This window comes from Ruegeria discodermiae (assembly GCF_030758345.1).
Lineage (GTDB): Bacteria > Pseudomonadota > Alphaproteobacteria > Rhodobacterales > Rhodobacteraceae > Ruegeria_C.
On sequence record NZ_JAVAMO010000013.1, the window covers coordinates 1 to 22,322 of the forward strand.

22 protein-coding genes are annotated in these 22,322 nt (G+C 55.0%); 12 read left to right on the plus strand and 10 right to left on the minus strand.

Annotation, left to right across the window (positions count from 1 at the left end):
- Positions 1–415: 415 nt before the first annotated feature.
- The 5 genes from yghX to Q5Y75_RS20760 all read right to left on the minus strand — a co-directional run bounded on the left by yghX (position 416) and on the right by Q5Y75_RS20760 (position 5,307).
- Positions 416–1,303 carry a YghX family hydrolase gene (gene yghX / locus Q5Y75_RS20740; RefSeq protein ID WP_306201164.1) on the minus strand — a complete coding sequence of 296 codons (888 nt, stop codon included), beginning with the start codon at positions 1,301–1,303 and terminating at the stop codon, positions 416–418.
- Positions 1,304–1,392: 89 nt separating this feature from the next.
- Positions 1,393–2,916, minus strand: a complete 1,524-nt coding sequence (locus tag Q5Y75_RS20745) for a malonate--CoA ligase (RefSeq protein ID WP_306201165.1) — start codon at positions 2,914–2,916, stop codon at positions 1,393–1,395.
- Complete coding sequence (locus Q5Y75_RS20750; protein WP_306201167.1) at positions 2,913–4,211, minus strand: malonyl-CoA decarboxylase; 1,299 nt, start codon at positions 4,209–4,211, stop codon at positions 2,913–2,915. The genes Q5Y75_RS20745 and Q5Y75_RS20750 overlap by 4 nt, the downstream gene beginning before the upstream one ends.
- Position 4,212: 1 nt before the next feature.
- Positions 4,213–4,878, minus strand: a complete 666-nt coding sequence (locus Q5Y75_RS20755; RefSeq protein ID WP_306201169.1) for a GntR family transcriptional regulator — start codon at positions 4,876–4,878, stop codon at positions 4,213–4,215.
- A gap of 42 nt (positions 4,879–4,920) precedes the next feature.
- Complete coding sequence (locus Q5Y75_RS20760; RefSeq protein ID WP_306201171.1) at positions 4,921–5,307, minus strand: YciI family protein; 387 nt, start codon at positions 5,305–5,307, stop codon at positions 4,921–4,923.
- Positions 5,308–5,500: 193 nt separating this feature from the next.
- Between Q5Y75_RS20760 and Q5Y75_RS20765 the strand changes: the two genes are divergently transcribed.
- The 10 genes from Q5Y75_RS20765 to Q5Y75_RS20810 are packed head-to-tail and all read left to right on the plus strand — an operon-like array spanning position 5,501 to position 13,611.
- Complete coding sequence (locus Q5Y75_RS20765) at positions 5,501–6,277, plus strand: fumarylacetoacetate hydrolase family protein (protein WP_306201173.1); 777 nt, start codon at positions 5,501–5,503, stop codon at positions 6,275–6,277.
- A complete protein-coding gene (locus Q5Y75_RS20770; protein WP_306201175.1) occupies positions 6,274–6,939 on the plus strand; it encodes a malonic semialdehyde reductase in 666 nt (221 codons plus the stop codon). The genes Q5Y75_RS20765 and Q5Y75_RS20770 overlap by 4 nt, the downstream gene beginning before the upstream one ends.
- 18 nt (positions 6,940–6,957) lie before the next feature.
- Positions 6,958–7,410: an OsmC family protein gene (locus Q5Y75_RS20775; RefSeq protein ID WP_306201177.1), complete on the plus strand. Its 453-nt coding sequence runs from the start codon at positions 6,958–6,960 to the stop codon at positions 7,408–7,410.
- A gap of 38 nt (positions 7,411–7,448) precedes the next feature.
- On the plus strand, positions 7,449–8,522 hold the full coding sequence (locus Q5Y75_RS20780; RefSeq protein ID WP_306201179.1) for a C4-dicarboxylate TRAP transporter substrate-binding protein: 1,074 nt from the start codon (positions 7,449–7,451) through the stop codon (positions 8,520–8,522).
- Between the two features lie 30 nt (positions 8,523–8,552).
- Positions 8,553–9,104, plus strand: coding sequence for a TRAP transporter small permease subunit (locus Q5Y75_RS20785; RefSeq protein ID WP_306201181.1), 552 nt, complete (start codon positions 8,553–8,555; stop codon positions 9,102–9,104).
- Positions 9,101–10,405: a TRAP transporter large permease gene (locus Q5Y75_RS20790; protein WP_306201183.1), complete on the plus strand. Its 1,305-nt coding sequence runs from the start codon at positions 9,101–9,103 to the stop codon at positions 10,403–10,405. Before Q5Y75_RS20785 ends, Q5Y75_RS20790 begins: the two co-directional genes overlap by 4 nt.
- Positions 10,406–10,415: 10 nt before the next feature.
- On the plus strand, positions 10,416–11,282 hold the full coding sequence (locus Q5Y75_RS20795) for a dioxygenase family protein (protein WP_306201185.1): 867 nt from the start codon (positions 10,416–10,418) through the stop codon (positions 11,280–11,282).
- Positions 11,283–11,303: 21 nt separating this feature from the next.
- Positions 11,304–12,110 (plus strand): amidohydrolase family protein, encoded by an 807-nt coding sequence (locus Q5Y75_RS20800; protein ID WP_306201186.1) that lies wholly within the window; start codon positions 11,304–11,306, stop codon positions 12,108–12,110.
- The gene (locus tag Q5Y75_RS20805; protein WP_306201189.1) at positions 12,107–12,484 is read left to right on the plus strand and encodes a hypothetical protein; all 378 of its coding nucleotides are present in this window, start codon (positions 12,107–12,109) and stop codon (positions 12,482–12,484) included. The genes Q5Y75_RS20800 and Q5Y75_RS20805 overlap by 4 nt, the downstream gene beginning before the upstream one ends.
- Positions 12,481–13,611 carry a cytochrome-c peroxidase gene (locus Q5Y75_RS20810; protein WP_306201192.1) on the plus strand — a complete coding sequence of 377 codons (1,131 nt, stop codon included), beginning with the start codon at positions 12,481–12,483 and terminating at the stop codon, positions 13,609–13,611. Before Q5Y75_RS20805 ends, Q5Y75_RS20810 begins: the two co-directional genes overlap by 4 nt.
- Here Q5Y75_RS20810 and Q5Y75_RS20815 read toward each other — a convergent pair.
- Entirely contained in the window at positions 13,598–14,761 is a 1,164-nt protein-coding gene (locus Q5Y75_RS20815; protein WP_306201193.1) for a pyridoxal-phosphate-dependent aminotransferase family protein, read from the minus strand. The two genes, Q5Y75_RS20810 and Q5Y75_RS20815, sit on opposite strands and share 14 nt — an antisense overlap.
- A 191-nt stretch (positions 14,762–14,952) precedes the next feature.
- Between Q5Y75_RS20815 and Q5Y75_RS20820 the strand changes: the two genes are divergently transcribed.
- Complete coding sequence (locus tag Q5Y75_RS20820) at positions 14,953–17,772, plus strand: FAD-binding and (Fe-S)-binding domain-containing protein (RefSeq protein WP_306201195.1); 2,820 nt, start codon at positions 14,953–14,955, stop codon at positions 17,770–17,772.
- Between the two features lie 9 nt (positions 17,773–17,781).
- The gene (locus Q5Y75_RS20825; RefSeq protein ID WP_306201196.1) at positions 17,782–18,459 is read left to right on the plus strand and encodes a GntR family transcriptional regulator; all 678 of its coding nucleotides are present in this window, start codon (positions 17,782–17,784) and stop codon (positions 18,457–18,459) included.
- Between the two features lie 41 nt (positions 18,460–18,500).
- Here the strand turns inward: Q5Y75_RS20825 and Q5Y75_RS20830 are convergent, their stop codons facing one another.
- Genes Q5Y75_RS20830 through Q5Y75_RS20845 form a run of 4 tightly spaced genes read right to left on the minus strand, consistent with a single transcriptional unit; the run spans position 18,501 to position 22,270 of the window.
- Positions 18,501–19,577: an Ldh family oxidoreductase gene (locus Q5Y75_RS20830; RefSeq protein WP_306201198.1), complete on the minus strand. Its 1,077-nt coding sequence runs from the start codon at positions 19,575–19,577 to the stop codon at positions 18,501–18,503.
- Complete coding sequence (locus Q5Y75_RS20835; protein ID WP_306201200.1) at positions 19,567–20,439, minus strand: ABC transporter permease; 873 nt, start codon at positions 20,437–20,439, stop codon at positions 19,567–19,569. Before Q5Y75_RS20835 ends, Q5Y75_RS20830 begins: the two co-directional genes overlap by 11 nt.
- Complete coding sequence (locus Q5Y75_RS20840) at positions 20,436–21,245, minus strand: ABC transporter ATP-binding protein (protein WP_306201202.1); 810 nt, start codon at positions 21,243–21,245, stop codon at positions 20,436–20,438. Before Q5Y75_RS20840 ends, Q5Y75_RS20835 begins: the two co-directional genes overlap by 4 nt.
- Positions 21,242–22,270: an ABC transporter substrate-binding protein gene (locus Q5Y75_RS20845; protein ID WP_306201203.1), complete on the minus strand. Its 1,029-nt coding sequence runs from the start codon at positions 22,268–22,270 to the stop codon at positions 21,242–21,244. Before Q5Y75_RS20845 ends, Q5Y75_RS20840 begins: the two co-directional genes overlap by 4 nt.
- Positions 22,271–22,322 lie beyond the last annotated feature (52 nt).

Genomic DNA, 22,322 nt, shown 5'->3' on the forward strand with positions numbered 1-22,322 from the left:
AGCGGGAAGGAGACATCCGCTGCGTCGCAATAACTGCGGAGGTCTGGGCTCGAAACAGACGTTCTCCGCGCGCAGGATAAATGACTGCTATCCTGCGGATTGAAGTATTTGTTCGTTTGGTGCTCAGGGGTGTTGACCACTCAACCAGAGATCGCTTCACATAACACCCGTACTGCGATGTATGCGGTTTGTTATGACGCCGACAAACACTCAATGGCTTTGAACCTGCCAATGAACGCATCTATGGGTATTGGATACCTTTATTGGCGCTACGCCTTCTAAGGGCCAAGGGCTCATAGCGGTCTATCTTACTACGTAAGTTAGAATGCTTGGGCTTCCTGGGATTTATTCTCGGAGCATTGCGGGTGTCGGCAAAGCGATATCAACGCAAGAATGGCTTCGCAGCACACCTCAATTACTCCAGATGGGTTTTGAACCATTCAATTGTGCGGTCCCAGGCCAGGTTTGCCATCTCCTCGTCATAGCGTGGCGTGCTGTCATTATGAAAACCGTGGTTGGCGTTTTCGTAGATATAGGCCTCGTATACCTTGTCGTTGGCCTGCAGGGCGGCCTCAAAATCTGGCCAGCCTGCATTGATGCGTTCGTCAAGCTCGCCCATCTGGACAAGCAGCGGCGCCTGAATTTTGGCCACGTCCTCGGCCGCTGGCTGGCGCCCGTAGAACGGAACACCAGCGGCCAGTTCGGGATAGGCCACAGCAATTGCGCTGACCACACCGCCGCCGTAGCAGAAACCAACAGCGCCGACCTTTCCAGTACAATCATCTCGGTTCAATAGGTATTCAAAGCCATTGAAGAAATCGTTCATCAATTCGACCCGGTCCACTGTCTTTTGCAGATCGCGCCCATCCGCGTCGTTGCCTGGGTATCCTCCCACTGACGTCAGACCGTCGGGGGCCAGTGCCATAAATCCGGCCTTCGCCAATCGGCGCGCCACATCTTCAATGTAGGGGTTAAGGCCGCGGTTTTCGTGGATTACCAATACCGCGGGAAGGGGCTCTTCAACGCCGGCCGGTCGGACAAGGTAGCCGCGAACATTACCGGTTCCATTCGGTGAAGGGTAGGTGATGTAGTCCGCGTGGATATCGGGATCGTTGAACGACACTTGCTGAGCCATCGCGTAGTTCGGGCTGAGCATGTTCAGCAGCGCGACCGCTGTCACGCCGCCGACCGCGAACTTGCCGGCGCGATCCAGGAATTGGCGCTTGGTGATCTTGCCGTGCGCGTAAAAGTCATACAGGTCCAGAAGTTCCTGGTCGAAGTCTTTTGCCGTCATGCGAGTCATTGTGGATCTCCTGATGAGTTTGGCAGTCTGAAGGGTGGGTAGTATCCGATCTGAAGGTCTTGATTTGATTGAGCGTCTGGACGGGCTGCCTAAGATACCGCCGGTGACAGTTCTTTGTTCGCGTACCGTTCGCGCAGCACGTTCTTTTGAACTTTTCCCATAGTGTTTCGTGGCAATTCCGGGACAAGTTCGTAGCGGCGCGGATGCTTAAAGCGCGACAGCTTGTCCCTGATGGTCCCCGCAATCCGATCCGTGTCAGGTTTTTCGCCTGGCTCTGCGACCAGAGCGGCGATGATTGCTTCACCGAAGTCGTTGTCGGGGACGCCGAAAACTGCCGCTTCAAGAACACCATCTACGTCGTTCAGGATGTCTTCAATTTCTTTGGGATAGACGTTGTAACCACCGGTGATGATTAGGTCCTTCGATCGGCCGACAATCGACAGATAGCCATCCTCGCTGTATTGGCCTAAGTCGCCGGTGATGAAGAACCCGTTCTCGCGCAGTTCTTCGGCCGTTTTCTCGGGCATCTGCCAATAACCGTTGAACACATTCGGGCCGCGCACTTCGATCATTCCAACTTCGCCTTGGTCCAATAGCGCTCCGGTCTCAGGGTTAGTTACGATCACCTCGGTGCCGGGTAGAGCCATGCCAACAGTTCCCGCGCGACGCTCACCACTGTAAGGATTAGAGGTGTTCATGTTCGTTTCGGTCATGCCGTAGCGCTCAAGGATAAGGTGACCGGTCCGCGTTTCGAACGCCACGTGTGTTTCGGCCAGCAACGGGGCTGAACCGGAAATAAACAGGCGCATGTTCCCCGTGACCTTATTGGTGAAACCTTCATCCGCTAGCAATCTGGTGTAGAAAGTGGGTACACCCATCAGAAGGGTCGAGCGCGGCAATTCCTCCAAGATCAAGCCAACGTCGAATTTTTCCATCAGCCGAACTTCGGAACCGGCAAGGAGTGATGTGTTCATCGCCACGAATAGCCCGTGCGTGTGAAAGATCGGCAGCGCGTGAATCAAGCGATCGTCGTTTGTAATCCCCCACAGATCAACGAGAGCATGGGCGTTGGATAGCAGGTTTTGATGGCTCAACATTGCGCCCTTTGAGCGGCCTGTGGTGCCTGACGTATACAGCAACGCCGCAAGGTCATCGGGTGCGCGATCCACGGTTTCGAATACGCAGCGCTGCGCGTCTGCCTCAAGGCTCAGGCTCGGAGTATCGCCGCCGAGGGTCAGCAGCTTGGCGCCAGATTGGGTCGCCAGTTTTCCGATTTCAGCCTCGTCTTTGCTGTCGCAGACGATCATCGCAGGTTGGGCATCAGAGACGAAATACTCCAGCTCTGCCAATGTGTAAGCAGTGTTAAGCGGCAGGTAGACTGCACCTGCCTGAACCGAAGCGGCGTAGAGCGCAATCGTTTCGGCCAACTTGGGGGCTTGCACAAAGATGCGATCGCCGGGGGAAACTCCGTTGATATGCAAAACATGCGCGATCTGCGCCGCACGCTTCAAAAACGCGTGGTAGGACACCACTTGGCCATCATCGAGTTGCAGGAACGGAGCCTCGTTTCCCTCATGGTGAGCAAACAAACTATCGTAGAGGGTATTGGTCACTCTGTATGTTCCCTTGGCTTGGCAGCAAGTGCGGCGGTTGATGCCGCGCGAACTGAACGCGAGGCTTCGATTGTCGCGTGTGTTGCAAATTCTTCGTGATGACGCTCTGTTTTGTTCAAATCATAAAGGTAGTTGACCATTGCACCGCCGGATTGTGATCGTCCGTTTGGCGATAAATCGGCTTCGGCGTGCAACTCGTGCAACTCGGCACCATTGCCGAGGTGGAAGCGGGCCACGGGATCCAACGGCATCCCATCCTCGCGCTTTGCGAACAACAGGTATCGGGCGGCCATTGCGCGCAAATCTTGCGCCGAGGTCGTTGCCTCAAGCACGGCCTCGGCGGCGTGGCCGTGCTCAGGGTGTTCTGTCTCGCCCGCCAACCAACGGTTAAGCCCTGGTATTGGCGACAAGGTCACAAAGGTATCAATCCCCTGAAGCTCTCGCGACAGCTCGGTCACAACCTGTTTGATCAACAGGTTTCCAAAGCTGATACCCAGTAAACCCTTCTGGCAATTTGAAATGGAATAGAACGCCGCGACTTTTGCTTGTTCGGCTTGTATCGGTTCCCGACCTTCGGACAAAAGCGCATCAATTGCGTCTGGAACTTCATCCGTCAGAGCAACTTCGACAAAAATCAGCGGTTCATCCGGCATCGAAGGATGGAAGAACGCGAAGCAACGACGATCCGGCGGATAGAGCCTGCGTCGCAGATCGTCCAGATCGCTGATCTGATGGACTGCCTCATAGGCAACGATCTTGTCCAGAACGCGGGCTGGAGTATCCCAACTGATTTGTTTGAGGACAAGAAAGCCCCGATTGAACCAGCTCCGCAACAAATGGATGAAGTCAATATCTGTTCGTTTGAGCTCGGGGTTGGATTTGAGAAAGCGCAACAGGTCAACGCGCATTGCTACGAGTTCTTGTGTCGCGCCGGAGGGTTGGTTCAATCGACGCAACAACTCTTGCCGTCTGGGTTCCGCGACTTCACTAACCTTTTGATATAAATCGACACTTCTGTCGTTGGCATAGAGGCTTGCCACTTCGGCAAGCTGATCCGCGTCCAGCTCAAGTTGGTTATTCAAATAGGCAAAAAACTCCAATTTCTCGGTGTCTTCCAAGGTCTGGTAGCGATCAAGAATTGTGGAGGCGAGGGTGAAACCCGATACTTCGCCTTCGGCGGACAACAAGGCCTCACAAAGCTCCACAATGGATCGATTGTCATCGTTTCCGCGCCTTTTGCCGGGACGGTCGAACAGCTGATTCAGCAGATCGCCCAGAAACCAGTTCCGCTGCATTTCAGGACTCCATCTGACTGCTCAGGTACTCACCCGTTCGGCGGTAGTGATTGATCAAGTGCCGGGTTGCGCTGTCCGCGTCGTGGTCGAGTGCGGCATCCAGGATTTGCTGGTGTTCGGCAGCAATATCGCGTTTTTTGTAACTTGGCCCTCCCGCCGCCAGATAACGATAGCGAATGTTGAGGTCGTAAAGCTGCGAGCAATACCGTAGCAACAACGGCAGTTTTGCATTTTCCAACAAAGCCATATGAAACGCTTTGTGGGCGTCTTCGAAGTCCGGTGCACCTTTTTGACTGGCCTTTTTCATATGGTGATGACGCAAGACAAGCCTGTCCTCCCAAGCTCCTTCTGCATTGGCGATGGAAGCGCGCAGCGCTGTTTCCTCGAGGTTGCATCGCAGCAATAGTATTTCCTCGAAGTTGGATTTGCTGACTGGCGCTGCTCGAAATCCGCGCTGATCGATCCTCTCGACCAGCATATCAGAGGTCAGAAGGCTAAGCGCTTCGCGAACCGGGCTTGCGCCTGTATCCAGAAGACCACGGAGTTGTTCGATCTTGAGCTTCTGGCCGGGAGGCAACTCACCTGTGAGAATCATACCGCGCAGCCGTCGATACGCACCATGAGTGGCTGATTTCTCTTTGCCCTCAGTATCAAGCATGACGTCCATATCCGACTGTTCCTCTTTGAATGCGCAATCTTTGAAGTGCCTTTAACTGAGGGCACTTGTTCCGGTCGATAGGCCGACTGAGAGGTTCAGAGAGCCTTCGTTGATCATCCAGCGCCGAAGAACAAAACTGCGCGCCCCGCTTTTATGCATCGGATCGTCCTCGGCCAGCTTTCGAGCGGCCTCAAGGCTGTCGGCGCGATAGATGATCAGGCCCATTCCCTGCATATGCTCACCGGTTTCATCCGACATTGGCCCGGCAAAAGCCAGCTGACCCGAACGTTCAAGCTGCGCCTGATATGCCAGGTGATCGGGCAGTGAAGCCTTCACATCTTCGGGCGCTTTGGCTGGTGTGCTCAGAGCAACATAAAGCTCCAAAGCCATTGCGCCGCGGTTCTTTGCTTCTGATTTGTAGTCCGCCCAAGCAACCATTAGCGCTCTCCAAAAATATCGATATTATTTGACATATTGCAAAATAGTCGGCAAAAATCAAGCGAACTGAAATGGATGGTAAAAAATGAAATACCTGGTGGGAGAGACTTCGGAAGGCACTGCGGTTTTTGCCGTAAGTGGCGAAAATGCAGTAAATTTAACGTCTTTAGACGCTGGTGTTGGCGCAGATCTGATGGGACTGATTGCCAATCCGGGTTTGAGCGACTCACTCGCCGATAAAATCTCGGCAGCAGTGTCTGTGCCGGTCTCGACTATCACCCCGGCTTTGCCAGTGGCCGCCCCCGGCACTACTATTTGCATGGGATTGAACTATACCGACCACATCAAAGAAGGTGGATACGACATCCCCGAGTACCCCACGCTGTTCATGCGTGGAAAGAACTCAATCATGGCGGCTGGCAAACCCATGGTGCGACCGGTGGCTTCCGAGCATTTTGACTACGAAGCGGAATTGATGCTGATTGTTGGCAAGCGCGGTCGTCATATCTCGGAGGAGGACGCGCTGGACCATGTGTTTGGGTATACCGTTTTCAACGATGGATCGGTGCGAGACTATCAGCGCAAAACGGTACAATGGACACCGGGCAAGAATTTTGACGACACCGGAGCAATTGGTCCTTTCACGGTTACCCCGGATGAGTTGCCCGAGGGCGCTGCCGGTCTGAAGATCGAAAGCCGCGTTGGTGATGAGATTCTGCAAAGTTCAAACACCGCCAACATGATCTGGGGTGTTCGTCAGGTGATCGCGACAATTTCAGAATTTATGACGCTTGAGCCGGGTGATCTGATTGCATTGGGAACACCGCCAGGTGTGGGTCACGCAAAGAAACCCGACCCACGATGGCTGAAACCGGGCGAGATCGTTGAGGTCGAAATCGAAGGTATCGGCATCTGCGCCAGCCCGATCGTTGACGAAAAAGATACCAGATCGAAGGTGGCCGCAGAATGAGTGCACCAACCGGGGCAGAGCTGGAGACACTTCGCGCCAAGGCGCAGCAAGATCATCGTGATCTGCGCGAACGCATTCCCCGTCTGTCGGATGACGCGATCGCCCTAATCCTGCGCGATTCCCGGTCTCACTACACGTGGACAGAAAAACCGGTCCCCGACGAGTTGCTTGAAGAGATCTACGACATCACCATCAACGGCGCGACCAGCATGAACACGCTGCCTGCGCGGTTCATTTTTGTCAAAAGCGCCGAGGGCAAAGAGCGTCTGGCCAAGTCTTTGAAACCAAAGAACGTGCCAAAGATGATGAACGCGCCAGTCACGGCCATCATTGCCTACGACTTAGAGTTCTGGAAGGAGCTGTCCTTTCTTTTCCCGCACGAAGATCGTCGGCCATTGTTCGAAAACAATCCCGACTACGTGGCCGACACTGCGTTTCGCAACGGCACGCTTCAGGGCGCTTACTTCATGATCGCGGCCCGGGCCGTCGGGTTGGACGTTGGCGCCATGTCAGGCTTTTCGAACAAGATCGTCGACGAGGAATTCTTCGCGGGCACGACGCTCAAGTCGAACTTCCTTTGCAATCTGGGCTACGCGGACGAAACCGGATTGTTTCACAAGCTGCCGCGTTTTCCGTTTGAAAAGGTTTGCTCATATGCATGAGGAGGGGACGCAGTGGCGATGAAAGTGAAACCTGTCGTGACGTATCGCACGACGGCTCAATGCCCGACACACTCGCGCACCGAGATCCCAATTCGCGATTTGGACGTGATTATCGACGAGCCCGTCGAACGGGGCGGAACAAATCTTGGCCCGTCTCCGACTGAGACCGCAATGGCTGCTCTGATCGCCTGCACAAATGTCATCGGGCACAAGAATGCGCACCGTTTGGGAATCGATCTTGGCACCGTGACAATCGGCGCGAAATGCAGGCTGGATCGGCGTGGTGTCCTAATGGAAGAGGAGATCGAGGTCCCGTTTCCCGAAATTGAACTCACCGTGAATTGTGAAACGCCCGCCAGTCAGGAGGATTTGACACGCGTGGGCGTGGAGACAGCCAAGTATTGCGCCATCGCAAAACTGTTCGAAGCGGCAGGCACCGACCTGACCGTCAACTGGGTCAAAGCAAACTAGTGGAAATTGAATGACCCATCTTTCTGGGAGGAGAGACAATGAAAAACTGGACCAAGCGCAGTCTGTTGGGTATTGCCGTGGCAAGCACTATGGCACTGTCAGTCGAAGCAGAAGAGACCATTTCAGCTGTCGTAATTGATGGTTACCCGGACCGGGCCTTGTGGGTGAAAGAATTCACAAACTTCTTTATTCCCGAAGTGGATAAGCGGCTGGCCGAGTCCGGCAACTACAAGATGAACTGGCAGGAGAACTATGGCGGCTCAATCGTAAAACCCAAAGGTGTTCTGGAAGGCGTACAGCTGGGTTTGGGGGACGTTGGCATCGTCACAACCATCTTCCATTCATCCAAGCTGCCCAGTCAGGGGATCTCGGGCTCGACACCATTCGTCGCGTCGGATGCCCGCGCGGTGGCCAAAGCCGTGGATGAGATCGCGCGAGAATACCCGGCAATGCAGAATGAGTTCGCTGCGCAAAATCAGGTCTATCTGGCGACGGGCGTTGTGCTCGACACATATCAGATGTTCTGCTCAGAGCCAGTCGAGAAGGTTGCAGACCTTGAAGGACGCAAAATCGCGGGTGCCGGCCTGAACCTGCGCTACCTCGAGGGTATCAAGGATGCGGCGGGCGTTCGCGGTGGCCTCACTGATTTCTACAACATGGTTCAAACCGGCCTTGTCGATTGTGTGATGATTTGGCCGGAAGCTTCCAAGACGTTCAAAATCGTCGAAGTGGCCCCTTACATGTTGAAGGCGGACCTTGGCGCGGTGAATACTAAGACAGTCACCGTCAACGCCGATTACTGGGCGAATCTGCCCGATGAGGTCAAAGACGTACTACAGGCCGTGGCTATCGACTACCGTGACCACGTGGCAGGCATTGCGATGGATCGAGCCGCTGCGTCACGAGATGCCTTTGTAGAAGCTGGCGGATCGATCATTGAAATCTCGGATGAAGACCGCGCTGCTTGGGCAAATGCGATGCCCAATGTTGCGCAGGAATGGGCTGCAACGCTGAATGAGAACGGCGAGCAGGGCACGGATATGCTGGCCGCTTATCTCGGCAAGCTTCAGGATGCCGGTTTCACTGGTGTGCGCGACTGGACGGCCGAATAATCGTTCAGCGACCCGAGAAAGGGGCCATACATGCTGAAGACCGCAGTCGACGTTCTGTCGCGTGTCGCCAATTCGCTTGCAATAACTGCCAACGCTTTGGGCACGCTCGTCGTCCTTGCGTTGGTGGTCATTCTGAATTTCGACGTCGTTGCGCGCGGACTGTTTTCGGCTCCGCTTCGAGGCACTTATGAAATGGTGCAGTTTTCGGTCGTGATGATCGTTTTCCTGCAACTGGCCGACGTGGTCAGAGTGGATCGGCTGACGCGCTCGGACGGGTTTCTGAACCTGCTGCATCATCGCCGCCCTGGTCTGACGGGCAATCTGAGGCGCATCATCAATGCCATCTCGGCAATCTTCATGGGCCTAATTGCCTATGTAACCTTTCCGGAATTCCTGCACATGTGGGAGACGCAGGACTACTTCGGAGTTCCGGGTCTTTTCACACTGCCATGGTGGCCGGTCAAACTGGTCATCGCGTGCGGTACTGCGCTTGCCTGCGTGATCTTCCTGCTCAAGGTTGTCACGGCGCAGGACCGCCCGCATCTAATTCGCACCCCTGAACATGACGAGGCCGCAGAATGACGCCGATTGAGATTGGCCTTATCTCGGTCATCGCCATCGTCTTTCTGATCTACGCAGGCGTTTACATTCCGATTGCACTGGGCGTGGTATCGTTCGTGTCGATCTGGCTGATGCGGGACAATTTCACGCTGGCGCTCAACCTGCTGAAAGTGGCGGTTGGCGACAGCGCGATGGAATATAGTTTCGCGACCATCCCGTTGTTTACCTTTATGGGGCTCATCGTTTCAAAGGCGGGGTTGGGCAGGGACATCTACGAAGTCATGACCATGCGATTTCGCAAGGTTAAAGGCGGTATCGGCATGGCAACCGTCGGAGCCAACGCTGTCTTTGCTGCGGTCACAGGGTCATCTATCGCGTCCGCATCCGTGTTCACCAAAGTTTCGGTCCCGCAGATGATGGCGCAGGCTTATAACCCGCGCTTTGCTGTTGGCGTTGTGGCCGGTTCCTCGGTGCTGGGCATGATCATCCCACCGTCGGCGATGCTGATCATCTATTCCTTCGTCGCCGAACAATCCGTGGGGGACATGTTCTTGGCCGGCGTCATACCCGGTATCATGCTGGCCATCGCCTATGTCGGCGCGATTTGGGTTATGGGCCGTTTCACCCCGGCTTTTGTTGGTGGCCGCGTTGTCGAAGACACCGAATGGATGTCGGGACGTGAGATCGCATCTAAGACCCTGCCGACGCTGTTCATCATCACGGTGGTGCTTGGCGGCATTTACACAGGGTGGCTAACCGCAGTCGAGGCGGGTGCCGCCGGGGCCTTTGTTGCGCTGATCATCTCAGTATTACGCAAATCGATGTCCCCGAGGGCGTTCTGGGATGCGCTCCTGGAAACCGGCCATATCACAGCGGCGATCCTGTTTCTGATAACAGCAGCTTCGATCTACAGCCGCATGCTCGGCCTCGCCGGTCTGCCCAACCAGTTGCAGGATTTGCTTGCAGGGAACTCCGCGTCCTTTTGGTCGATCATGCTGCTCTATGTCCTGCTGATGCTGTTCTTGGGAACATTGCTCGATACGGCATCGATCATCCTGATCGTCGTCCCTTTGTTCCTGCCGATGGCCGAAGCGCTTGATATGTCGCTGATCTGGTTCGGGATCATCACCGTGGTGGGAGCTGAGATCGGGCTTTTGACCCCGCCTCTGGGCATATCGTGTTTTGTTATCAAATCCACGATCAACGACGACCGGATATCACTCAAGGACGTGTTCATGGGCGCACTTCCCTTTGCGTTCGTGATGCTGATCGTTCTGTTCATTCTGATCGAATTTCCGATCCTCAGCCTTGCCCTGATATAAGGAGGCCAAGATGCGCTCTGTCACCAAAGACAATATCACCGACGTATTCATGGGGTACTTGTCAAAGGACACGGATCCAAGGATGCGCGAAATCATGGGGTCCCTGGTCAAGCACCTTCATGACTTCGCGCGCGAAACCAACCTGACGCATGACGAATGGCGCGCTGGGATTGCGTTTCTCGAGGGTTGTGCCGCTGTGGAAACCGAGGATCGCCACGAGTTTGTGCTGGCGTCGGACGTCCTGGGCCTGTCTTCTTTGGTGGACATGCTGCATTCAAGTCCAGACGCAACAAGTTCGTCGGTGTTGGGCCCGTTTCACGTATCCGGCGCCCCCCCGCTGCCCATGGGTGGAGATATGAAACGACATTACGGCGGGCCGGTTCTGCTTACTGAAGGCGTCATTCGGGACACAGAGGGCAATCCCATTGCCGGCGCAGAACTCGACATATGGCAAACGGCCCCCAATGGCCTTTACGCCAGTCAAGATGAAGAACAGGACACCTATTCTTTCCACGGGCTGATGACAGTTGGCGACGACGGCAGATATGCGTTCACCACAGTTAAGCCTGTTGAATACACTGTGCCGTCTGATGGGCCAGTCGGCGATATTCTGCGCGCTTGCGGTCGCCATCCGTGGAGGCCCTCACACCTACACTTTATCGTCAAAGCCCCCGGCTATCGCTCACTCGTGACCGAGATTTTTCCGGACGACGATCCCTATCTGGATCAGGATACGGTCTTCGGCGTTCGGGACGATCTGGTGATGACGTATGTCGAACGATCATCTTCAGAATTTCCCAATGACATGGCTCTTTCAGGTAAGATCACTGAACCTTACCTGCACGTGAATTTCGACGTCACGCTTGCTCGGGACTGAACGCTATGGAGGATGTTTGAAATGCTAAAGTATACCTTCATTGTATGTGCAGCGCTGTTCAGTGGAGTGGCCATCGCGGAAGAGCGACCGATCTTCGATGCGCATATTCACTACAGCCATGATGCCGTCAAACTGGTTCCGCCTGAACAAGTGGCCAAAATCCTGCGGGATGCAGGCGTGCGGAAAGCCCTGGTTTCCAGCTCAGACGATAACGGAACGCAACTGCTTTTGGCTGCAGCGCCGGACATCGTTGTTCCGGCACTTCGCCCCTATCGCCGTCGCGGTGAGATCAACACCTGGATGCACGACGAAACAGTAATCGACTATCTGGAAGCAAATCTGTCGAAGAACGACTACGAAGCCATCGGCGAGTTTCACGCTTATGGGGACGATATCAAAACGCCGGTTATCCAGCGTGTGATCGCACTGGCGAAGGGGCGGAACCTAATCCTGCACCATCACGGTGATCGCGAGGCGGTTGACCTGATCTTCGAAACCTGGCCGGAGGCTCGAGTATTGTGGGCCCATTCTGGCTTTGACGATCCGGGAAAGGTGGTCGACGCCCTGGACACGTATCCCCAGCTTTGGGCCGATCTGGCGTTCCGTTCTGATATGGTCTCGCGGGGTCGTGTCGATCCGGATTGGCAAGCTGCGTTCGAAGCGCATCCTGATCGGTTTATGGTCGGTACCGATACGTTTGCACCGGAGCGCTGGTATTACGTCGGCCCGCATGCAGATTTTTCACGCGAGTGGCTGGAATTGCTTCCAGATCAGATCGCAGACAACATTGCCTATGCCAACGCAGAACGTTTGTTGGCATCAAAATGATCCGCTGGCTCGTCTGGTTTCTGGCATCTTCCGGCGCGGCCATCGCTTGTGAGGCGACGGGGCAGCGGATGAGTACAGAAACTCAGAACGCACCTGCGGTGCATGTGGCTGTCGACGAAATTCCGTTGGCCCAGCCGTTTTCGATACTCCTCACGGTGTGCGGTGAAACTGCCGTAAGTGAAATGCGTGTCGATGCAGTCATGCCCGCTCACCAACACGGGATGAACTACCTTCCAGTCGTCACTGCGATAGGCGACGACGTGTTCCGTATCGATGATATGCTGTTTCACATGCCGGGAAAGTGGGAGCTGCAAGTGGACGTAGAGTACAACGGGCAAACGGTATCCTACACTTATGACTTAGCGTTGAAATGAAGCTGTGGGTGTCAGTCGCGTTCGTGGCATTAACGAGTGTAGTGCGTGCCGAGGTCTTGCTATCAGAAGACGAGATCCAACAAACGTTGTCCTTCGGGCCGTGGCCGCCACCAATCCAGCCGGATCCAAGCAATAGGGGTTCAAACGATCCCCGAGCGATTGCTCTGGGCGCTGCACTTTTCGATGATCCGGTGTTGTCGATTGACGGTGCATTAGCCTGTGCAAGTTGTCACAACCCCGAGCAGGCATTTACCACGCTCGATCCGCGTGCGTTCGGTCGCGTGCTTTTGGATCGGAATACGCCATCATTGCGGAACCTTGCCGGGCTACGCTGGTACGGGTGGGGTGGAAAGAGTGATAATCTTTGGGCAGCCAGCTTGCATCCGATCGTCGAAGAACAAGAGATGGCGCACAGTGAGGAAAGCCTGAAGAGGGCCATTTCTGAAAGTCCTTATGTCAGTGATTTTGAGGATATTTTTGGCGATATTGAAAGCCAAAACCCCGAGCTGGTGTTGGTAAAGATTGCCAAAGCCCTATCAGCTTATCTGGAAACGCTGGTAACCGAGCGGACACAATTTGACGATTTTCGCGACGCGTTGGAGCGCAGCGATCTGGCAGAGGCTGCGAACTACCCCGAAGCTGCCCAGCGTGGTCTTCAGCTCTTCTTGGGGCGCGGGAATTGCGCGTTCTGCCATAATGGCCCGAGATTTTCCAACAACGAATTCCACGACGCTGGCGTACCGTATTTTCTGAGTGAAACCGAAGTCGACGAAGGCCGGTTCGGAGGATTGAATTTTTTACTCTCCAGCCCTTACACATTGGACGGAGACTGGAATGACGATCCGGACAAGCAAGGTGCATGGGCGGTTCGAAATGTACGCAGGAGCCATTCTGATTTTGGAAACTTTCGTACGCCCAGCCTGCGAGGCGTGGCGGAAACCGACCCCTACATGCATGACGGCAGCCTGAATGATCTGGATGCCGTGGTCCGACACTACAGCGAAATCGATACGGAAAGGCTTCACACCAATGGTGACGCGGTACTTTCTGAACTGAAATTGACAGAACAGGAGATCGCGGACCTTGTGGCGTTTTTGGAGACATTGTCCAGCGCTACGCGGCCTTGAGATACTCCAATGCAGCCTGGGTGCCGCCTGTATTGTGCGGCACGCCGCTTTTGGCGAGTCCCATTTCTACGCCTGAGAGTGTGCCCATCAACATCAGGTCGTTGAAATCCCCCAAGTGACCTATGCGGAAAACCTTGTCGGCCATTTTAGACAGGCCATTTCCAAGTGAGATGTCATAGTGTTCCAGCGCTGTCGCACGGAAGGCATCAGCAGAATGCCCTTCAGGGACTTTGACAGCGGTCAGGACGCCCGATTCCTGACCTTGGCGAGCACACAGTACCTCGAGGCCCCATGCTTGCACGGCATCTCGCGTCGCGGCTCCGTGGCGGGCATGCCGAGCGAATACGTTGTCGAGTCCTTCTTCATGCAACATATCGATGGCTTCAATTAATCCGTAAAGAAGATTGGTGCCGGGGGTATAAGGGAAAAACCCTGTCTGATTTGGCCCGACCATATCCTGCCAATCCCAATAGCTGCGTGGCGTTGTCACGGATTTTGAATGCTCCAACGCTCGATCGCTTACAGCATTGAAGCTCAGACCGGGTGGTAGCATCAGTCCCTTTTGCGAACCTGAGACGCAGACATCTACGCCCCAGTCATCAAACCTGAAATCGATCGATGCAAGGCCGGAGATTGAGTCGACCATTAGAAGTGCAGGGTGTTCCGCTGCGTCTATAGCTCTGCGAACGTCCTCGATAGGCGAGACAGATCCTGTAGAAGTTTCATTGTGGATGACGCAAACCGCCTTGATCTCATGCTGACTGTCTGCGCGCAAGCGGTCTTCGATCTGATTGGGGTCCGCACCGCCACGCCAATCCCCTTCAATCAACTCTGGCTGCAACCCAATTTTTCCAGCCAAGTTACACCACATGAACGCGAAGTGCCCCGTTTCATACATGAGAACTTTTTCGCCTGGCGAAACGGTGTTCACAAGCGCAGCTTCCCACGCGCCTGTACCGGATGAAGGGTAGATGAACACGTTTTGTTCTGTCTTGAAAATAGTTTTCATCCCAGTGAGGGCCTTGTTTCCGACTTCTGCAAAATCTGGCCCTCGGTGGTCGATGGTCTGCATGCTTATGGCCTTCAGGATGCGTTCCGGCACGGCACTTGGCCCTGGGATTTGCAAAAAATGTCTGCCCGCGTTGCGCATCTGAACTGATCCTTCCGCTGGCGCCGAATAGGTGGCGCGATTACCTATTGGCAAAAGTTAATTATGAATTCATTATTCAGTCAACGGTGAAGTGAGGCTTCCAATTGGTTGGTTGGGAAGGGAAGGCGAACCCGATGCTAGAACATGGATCGTTGCACCGCCGACTGTTGTCTGATGTCCAAGGCGAGGTGATGGCTGACCCGGCATCGCGCGCAAGGTATTCGACCGATGCTTCGATCTATCAGATGATACCGAACGCCGTGGTCATTCCCCGAAACTCAGAGGACGTGCAGGCCGTGTTGTCTGTTGCGCGTGACGAAGGATGCTCCATTCTTCCGCGCGGCGGCGGCACATCGCAATGTGGGCAAACGGTCAATCAAAGCGTTGTTCTAGACAACACCAAGCACTTGAATCGTATTCTGGACGTGGACGTTGAAAACCGTGTCGCGCGTGTTCAGCCCGGTGTTGTTCTGGATCAGTTGAACCAGTCACTAAAGCAATTTGGCTTATGGTTTCCCGTTGACCCCTCGACCGCGTCGCGCTGCACGCTTGGAGGGATGGCAGCCAACAACTCTTCAGGTGGAAAATCCCTGCGCTATGGGATCATGCGTGACAACGTCCGTGCAATAAGTGCAATCCTCAGCGATGGTATGGAAGCACGGTTCAGCGCCGATACGGCGGCACCTGGCGACTATGCCGAACTTGTTGGGGACATGCGCGCTCTGGGGCATCGCGAGGCTGCGGAAATTGATGCCCGGTTTCCCAAAGTTCAGCGTCGTGTGGGCGGGTATAATATCGATGCGCTTGTCGGCAACGACGTCAACATGTCTCATTTGCTGGTGGGGTCAGAAGGAACACTTGCCTATTTCACTGAATTGGAACTTAACCTTGCTTACTTGCCGGGCGAGAAAGTTGTCGGCGTGTGTCATTTCCCGACATTTCGTGCTGCGATGGAGGCTACACAGCACCTGGTGACGCTCAGACCGCAGGCGGTAGAGTTGATCGACGACACCATGATCGCATTGGGGCGTGAAATCCCGCTGTTCCGCAGTACGATTGAGGCGTTTGTCGAAGGCCACCCCGAAGCCCTGCTGTTGGTGGAATTCGCCGAGGGTAGCGCCGAGGCCAATGCTGCAAAACTGGTCGAGCTTTCCCAACTGATGGGAGATCTCGGGTTTGATTTCAGCGGGACTGAAAACCGTTGGGGCGGGGTTGTATCAGTTACTGATACCAAACTGCAAAAATCTATCGCGGAATACAGAAAATCTGGGTTGAACGTGATGATGTCGATGAAAGAGGTGGGTAAACCGATCTCGTTCGTTGAAGACTGCGCTGTCCCGTTGCCTGATCTCGCCGATTACACCGCTGGCCTGACTGAAATTTTCGCCCGACACGGCACAAAGGGGACATGGTACGCGCATGCTTCTGTCGGGTGTTTGCATGTTCGTCCTGTCCTGAACATGCGGCAGGATAAGGACGTCCGTAATATGAGAGCGATTGCCGAAGAGACCTTTGATCTGGTCAAGAGATACAAGGGGTCTCATTCAGGCGAACACGGTGATGGGATCGTGCGATCAGAGTTTCATGGCAAGATGTTCGGCACGCGTATCGTTTCCGCGTTTGAAGAGGTTAAAGACCGGTTCGATCCCGATGGGCTAATGAACCCCGGCAAAATCGTGCACGCGCCCGCCATGAATGATCGCCGCCTATTCCGCTACGGCCCGGATTATTCAGTTCCTGAATTCGAGACGGCGTTGGACTGGTCGGCTTGGCCGGGTGCCGGAGGGGGATTCCAGGGCGCCGTCGAGATGTGTAACAACAACGGTGCGTGTCGCAAGCTCAAGGGCGGGGTTATGTGTCCTTCTTTCCGTGCGACCCGAAACGAGCGTGATGCCACACGTGGGCGGACAAACACGTTGCGTTTTGCGATCAGCGGACAGTTGCCGGGCGGTTTAACTTCAGACGCAATGCAGGACACGATGAAATACTGCGTGTCTTGCAAGGCTTGCGCGCGTGAATGCCCGACTGGCGTCGATATAGCCCGCATGAAGATCGAAGTGCTTTCGGCGAAACGCAAAAAGGACGGGCTGACATTGGCAGATAAATTAATAGCTTATCTGCCCCGATATGCACCTAAAGCAGCGAAAGCCGCGTGGCTTTTGAATGCCCGGAACAAACTTGCTCCTTTACGCTACCTACTGGAAAAACCGACTGGAATTTCGGCGCGACGTGACCTGCCAGTGTGGTCTTCTGACCCGTTCCGGGATGCCGAGGCACAGGACGCTGATCCGCAGGTTCTTCTGTTTGTCGATGTGTTCAACCGGTATTTTGAGCCTGACAATCTACGCGCCGCGGTCCGGGTCCTGCGTGCGCTAGGACTGCGGGTCGCCATAGCACGAGATGACCATAATGGAAGGCCGCTGGATTGTGGGCGCACTCTTTTGTCTGTGGGTTGCGTGGAAGAGGCGCGTCACGAGGCACAGCGCGTGATTGACGCGACACGAAAGGCAGTCGCTCAAGGGGTTCCGGTGGTCGGGCTTGAACCGTCCTCAATCCTCACTTTTCGGGATGAATTTTTGGCTCTTTGCCCGGGACGGGAAGCAGAGCTGTTGTCGCAAGCCACGTTTACCTTCGAGGAGTTTTTGGCAGGCCAACCGAACTTGCCCCTGAAGCCCTTGAAGCACCCAATCTACGTACATGGACATTGCCACCAGAATGCGCACGATGCCGTCACACCGATGCTCAATCTTCTGAAGCGTATTCCCGAGGCGCAGGTTCACATGATTGAAAGCAGTTGTTGTGGTATGGCCGGGGCATTTGGATACGCGCCCGAAACTATCGATGTCTCGATCAAGATGGCAAAGCTCGACCTGTTTCCAGCTTTAGAAAAAGCGCCTGCGGATGCAATTGTTGTGGCGGATGGAACATCGTGCCGGCACCAAATCACTGAGGGTACCCTGCGGCAGCCCATGCATGTCGCGCGCCTGCTGGAAATGGCACTTGACGAGTAGGAAGTGGCAATGAATCTGACGGATAGCATCAAGCGCACGACGTTACATGAAGAGCTGGTCGAACGCTTGCGCAATCTTGTTGTAGAGGATGTGTTGAAGCCGGGTGAAAAAGTGCCCGAGAAACAGCTTTGTGATTCCTTGGGTGTTTCACGGACACCACTGAGAGAAGCCTTAAAGGTTCTTGCATCAGAAGGTTTCGTAGTGCTTCAGGCCAATCGTGGTGCTCGCGTTGCGAGTGTAACGAGAGCGGAATTGGAGAACACGTTTCCAGTGCTTGCATCGCTTGAGCAACTGGTGGGGGAACTGGCCTGTCAGCAGATGGACGCCGTAGAATTTCAACGGATTGAGAGCAGCCACAAGGATATGCTGAGCGCGTACGAGGCGCGTGATAGGCAGGCGTATTTCAAAGCCAATCAGGACATCCATCAGGCACTTATTCAGGGCGCGAGAAACGACATTCTGGAAAACCACCACAAGCTTTTAGCCGCGCGGGTCCGCCGTGCGCGTTTTATGGCCAACTTGTCGGACGAACGCTGGGCGCAGGCAATTGATGAACATGAAGCCATGATGGAGTTGCTTAAAGCCCGCGATGCAGATGGGCTTGGAAAAACTATGAAGCTCCACATGATGAACAAACTTTCTGCTCTTGTGAAAGCGCTGGAGGCACAGGACGAGACACCTCGCTAAACTCTCGTCAAAAGCGCCTACAGCTTCCCACGGATGCGCTGCTAGTCGGCGCTGAGACTAGGAAACAGAGGGGATAGCCCGCAGTCCTCGGCAAGTTTGTTGAGGTCTCGACAAAGAGCGGGGTTCAGCTTCAAACCGTCTTTGCGGCGGGCCTCTGCGGCAGTCGTTTTGCCGTCTCCGGGCAAGCGTACCGGCTCATGACCGGGCAGGGGGGCGGATGCGCGCATTTCAGAGAAGACGCGGGCTGCGTTAGAAGCAAAGTCATTGCCCATCCCAAAGGCTGCCGGATTGAGCGCCATAACGAACTGGCCGGTGTTTGTGGATGAAGTTGTGTCCGAGGTGAAATTGACCACGTCAGAGCCGAATGCCGCGCCATTCAGCACCCCGGCCATCAACCCGATAGCCACGGAAAGGCCGAAACCCTTCGGACCTCCGATCGGCAAAAGAAACCCTTCTGATTTGCGGGCAGGGTCCGTTAACGGATTGCCATCACGCCCAACCATCCAACCTTCGGGCATAGGTTCGCCTTGCTGCAACAGGGTTTTGATCTTACCCATCGCGGCAACGGTCGTCGCCATATCGAACACAAACGGGTCCGGGCCATCGGCAGGGGCAGAGAATGCGATGGGATTGGTGCCAAGAAGCAAGTCGCTTCCGCCATAGGGCGGTACGTGGTTTGCACTGCCCACCGCCGCGGCCATGCCAAGCAACCCAGCCTCGGCCTGCGGGCGCACATAAAGTGCCAGTGGTCCTGCATGATTGCCGCGCCGAACACCAACCCATCCGATGCCGACCTCTTTTGCCTTTTCTATCGCAAGATCTCGCGCAGTCGACATAGCCAAATGGCCAAGGCCGTCATCGCCGTCAATCAACGCGGTCGAGACGGTCTGATGAAGGACGGTGACGTTTGGCTTGGCGTTGCTTCCACCCCCCGCCAGCCGGGCAAGATACTGACGCAGGCGAAAGACGCCGTGCGTGCCATAGCCATATATGTCGGCCTCGACCATCGTTGAGGCCACCTTACTTGCATCCGCTTTTGGCACACCTCGTGTTTCGAGCGCGCTCGCCACGAAATCACGCAAATCTTGGCAGTCTATTTTCACAGGCTCAGAAGTCATCTCTGCCAACCTGCTCTTTGTGCCAGAACACTAGCTTACGCTGTGTCCAAACCACTGACGCAAACACAGCGAGACCAACGAGGCTTAGATACAGGATCAACGAGAACACGCGCGGAGTGTTGAGCTGCGAGGCTGCAACGCGGATCAGCTCACCAAATCCCTTTCCGCCACCCAGGAATTCTCCTGTGATCGCGCCTGCCATAACACCGACTGCTCCGATTTTGAGGCCGGTGAAAATCTGCGGCAAACCGGTCGGCAGCTTCATTTTGATCAATGTCTGCATCCGGCTCGCACCCATTGTCTTGAACAACATGCGCGCATTTTCGTCGGCGGCGTGAAGCCCAGCGGCTGTTCCAACTACAATTGGGAATGTCGCAATAAAGGCGGCAAGTGCCACCTTGGATTCAATACCGAACCCCAACCACGCCACAAACAGCGGGGCGAACGCTACTTTTGGCATGGTGTCGATGGCCACGAGGTAAGGCATCACCGCCTTTTCGCCAAATGCGGTTTCCCCGACCAGCACGCCAAGCGAAAAACCGATCGCGATTGCCAAGGCAAAGCCATAGACGACCTCTTTGAAAGTGATCCACAGCGCACCCAGCATGTAGCCTCCGGTCAAAAGGTTTTGTCCGACGAAAATCATGTCCCTAAGGGTCTCCATCGGGGTGGGCAGGATGATCGGCGATACAAGCCCCAGGCTCGTCACAATCTGCCAGGTGCCCACGAAAACGACGAAAACAAACGTCATCGCGATCCAACGGGGAACCGAGTCGATAAAGTGAACTTTCTGCTCCCAAACAGTGTCTTCTGCAGTGCCAGCGTCCTTTGCGGAAGGCGAGTAATCCTGAACTTGGCTCACATTTCTTCTCCCTTATCCAGGAGGCTGCGAATGTAGTCTACAATAGCGCCGAACTTAGGAGTCGTCATCATATCGAGCGTGCGCGGGCGAGGCAGGTCGACTTCAACAATTTCAGCAATCCTGCCTGGACGTGGCTTCAACACGACGATTTCATTGGACAAAATCACCGCCTCTTGAATGGAGTGTGTCACAAGAAACGCGGTCGCTTCCTGTTCCCGGCAAATCCGCTGCAATTCCATGTTCATCATGTCGCGCGACAATTCATCGAGCGCGCTAAACGGTTCGTCCAACAAAAGCACGGCTGGTTCCGTGATCAGCATACGGCAGATTGAGGCGCGCTGTGCCATTCCGCCCGACAATTCGTTCGGATATACGTTTTCGAACCCATTCAAGCCCACGATATCCAAAAGTTGATGCGCCTTGGCCATAGCTTGCTTGGCCGCCGCCTTTCCATCGCGGATCTCAATCGGCAAGACGATGTTTTCTACGGCCGTTTTCCAGGGGAAAAGCGTCGCTTGCTGAAACATCATACCGATGTCCCGGCGGGTCCCAGTGACTGGTTTCCCCTGCAGAATCACACGCCCCTTTGTGGGCGGGATCAAACCCGCCATTATCTTGAGCAGAGTTGACTTGCCGCACCCGCTGGACCCGATGACAGATGTGAAGCTTCCTTTCCGAAGCGTCAGATTTATATCCTCGAGCGCGACAACCAGATTGCGCGCATAGGTCTTGCTTACGTGGGTCAACTCGTAGACCGGCGTGCCCAAGGGCGCGCCGGAAAACTCATGAGTGACTTCAGCGTTCATTTGCTGACGGCCTCGTTGCCAATGGCAGCAAACTCATTGGTCCACGCAGCGCTCAGGTCATCAAGTGGCCCTGGGATTTCGCCCCCTGCGACCAGCGCATCTTGCCATTCTTGCCAAACCTCGGCGGGATACCATCCCAGGCCATTGCTTGGATCTGCTGCTATGGTTTTTGAACGCACGGCATCGAATAGCGCTGACTGGAACTCTTTGTCTTCGCCTTCCTGCGGATTTCCGTCCGCTAGGTGCTTCAACACGGCTTCGCGGTTGGCATCATCGAGCGCAAAAGCGTGTCCACGTGCGAACGCGCGGCTCCAAGCCTCAACCAATTCGCGGTCATTGGCGATTGTGTCAGCCATAGTTGCAATACCGTTTCCGAAGAAGCGCCCGAATTCCGCAGGGGTGATGTCACGCACCTTCATTCCGCGTTGGTTCAGGATTGCCGTGTCAGCCGTCGAAGCAGAATAAGCGTCGATTTCGCCGTTCAGGAAAGCCGCAGTCGCTGGGCCGCCATCGCCGACGGTCAGGAAGGTAAAGTCTTCACCCTCTTTCATGCCAGCCCCGGTCATTACGTTTCGTGCAAAGCCCACTTCAGCGCCATCCGCGGTACCTGTTCCGATGACTTTGCCCCGCAGTTCTTCGACGTTTTGAATGTCAGAGTCTTCCGGCACGGCGATGCCAAAGTTGCTGCGGGCGGCAACGTTGTAGATGTGTACGGCATCCACGTCGCGCGACCGTGCGGCAATCAAGGGGCCAGGTCCTGGGCGACCGAAATGCGCTTGCCCGGCGGATAACGCCTGAAGCACGGCGCCCGAGCCGTTGATGGCCTCGACGGTCACGTCCAAACCTTCATCCGCGAAGTATCCTTCTCCAATGGCAACAAACACCGGAAATGAATTGATTGCCGAAGGGCTTGGCTGCACGAAAGTTATTTTACGCAAATCCTGCGCAAAACCTTTCGTTCCCAATGCTCCCGCTACCGGAACCGCCGAAAGCAAAGACGCTGTGAAAGTCCTTCTGTTCATCATTATAGTCTTCCTCCCTTGCATGGTTGGCATCCCGCATATTCAGCAATGCAGG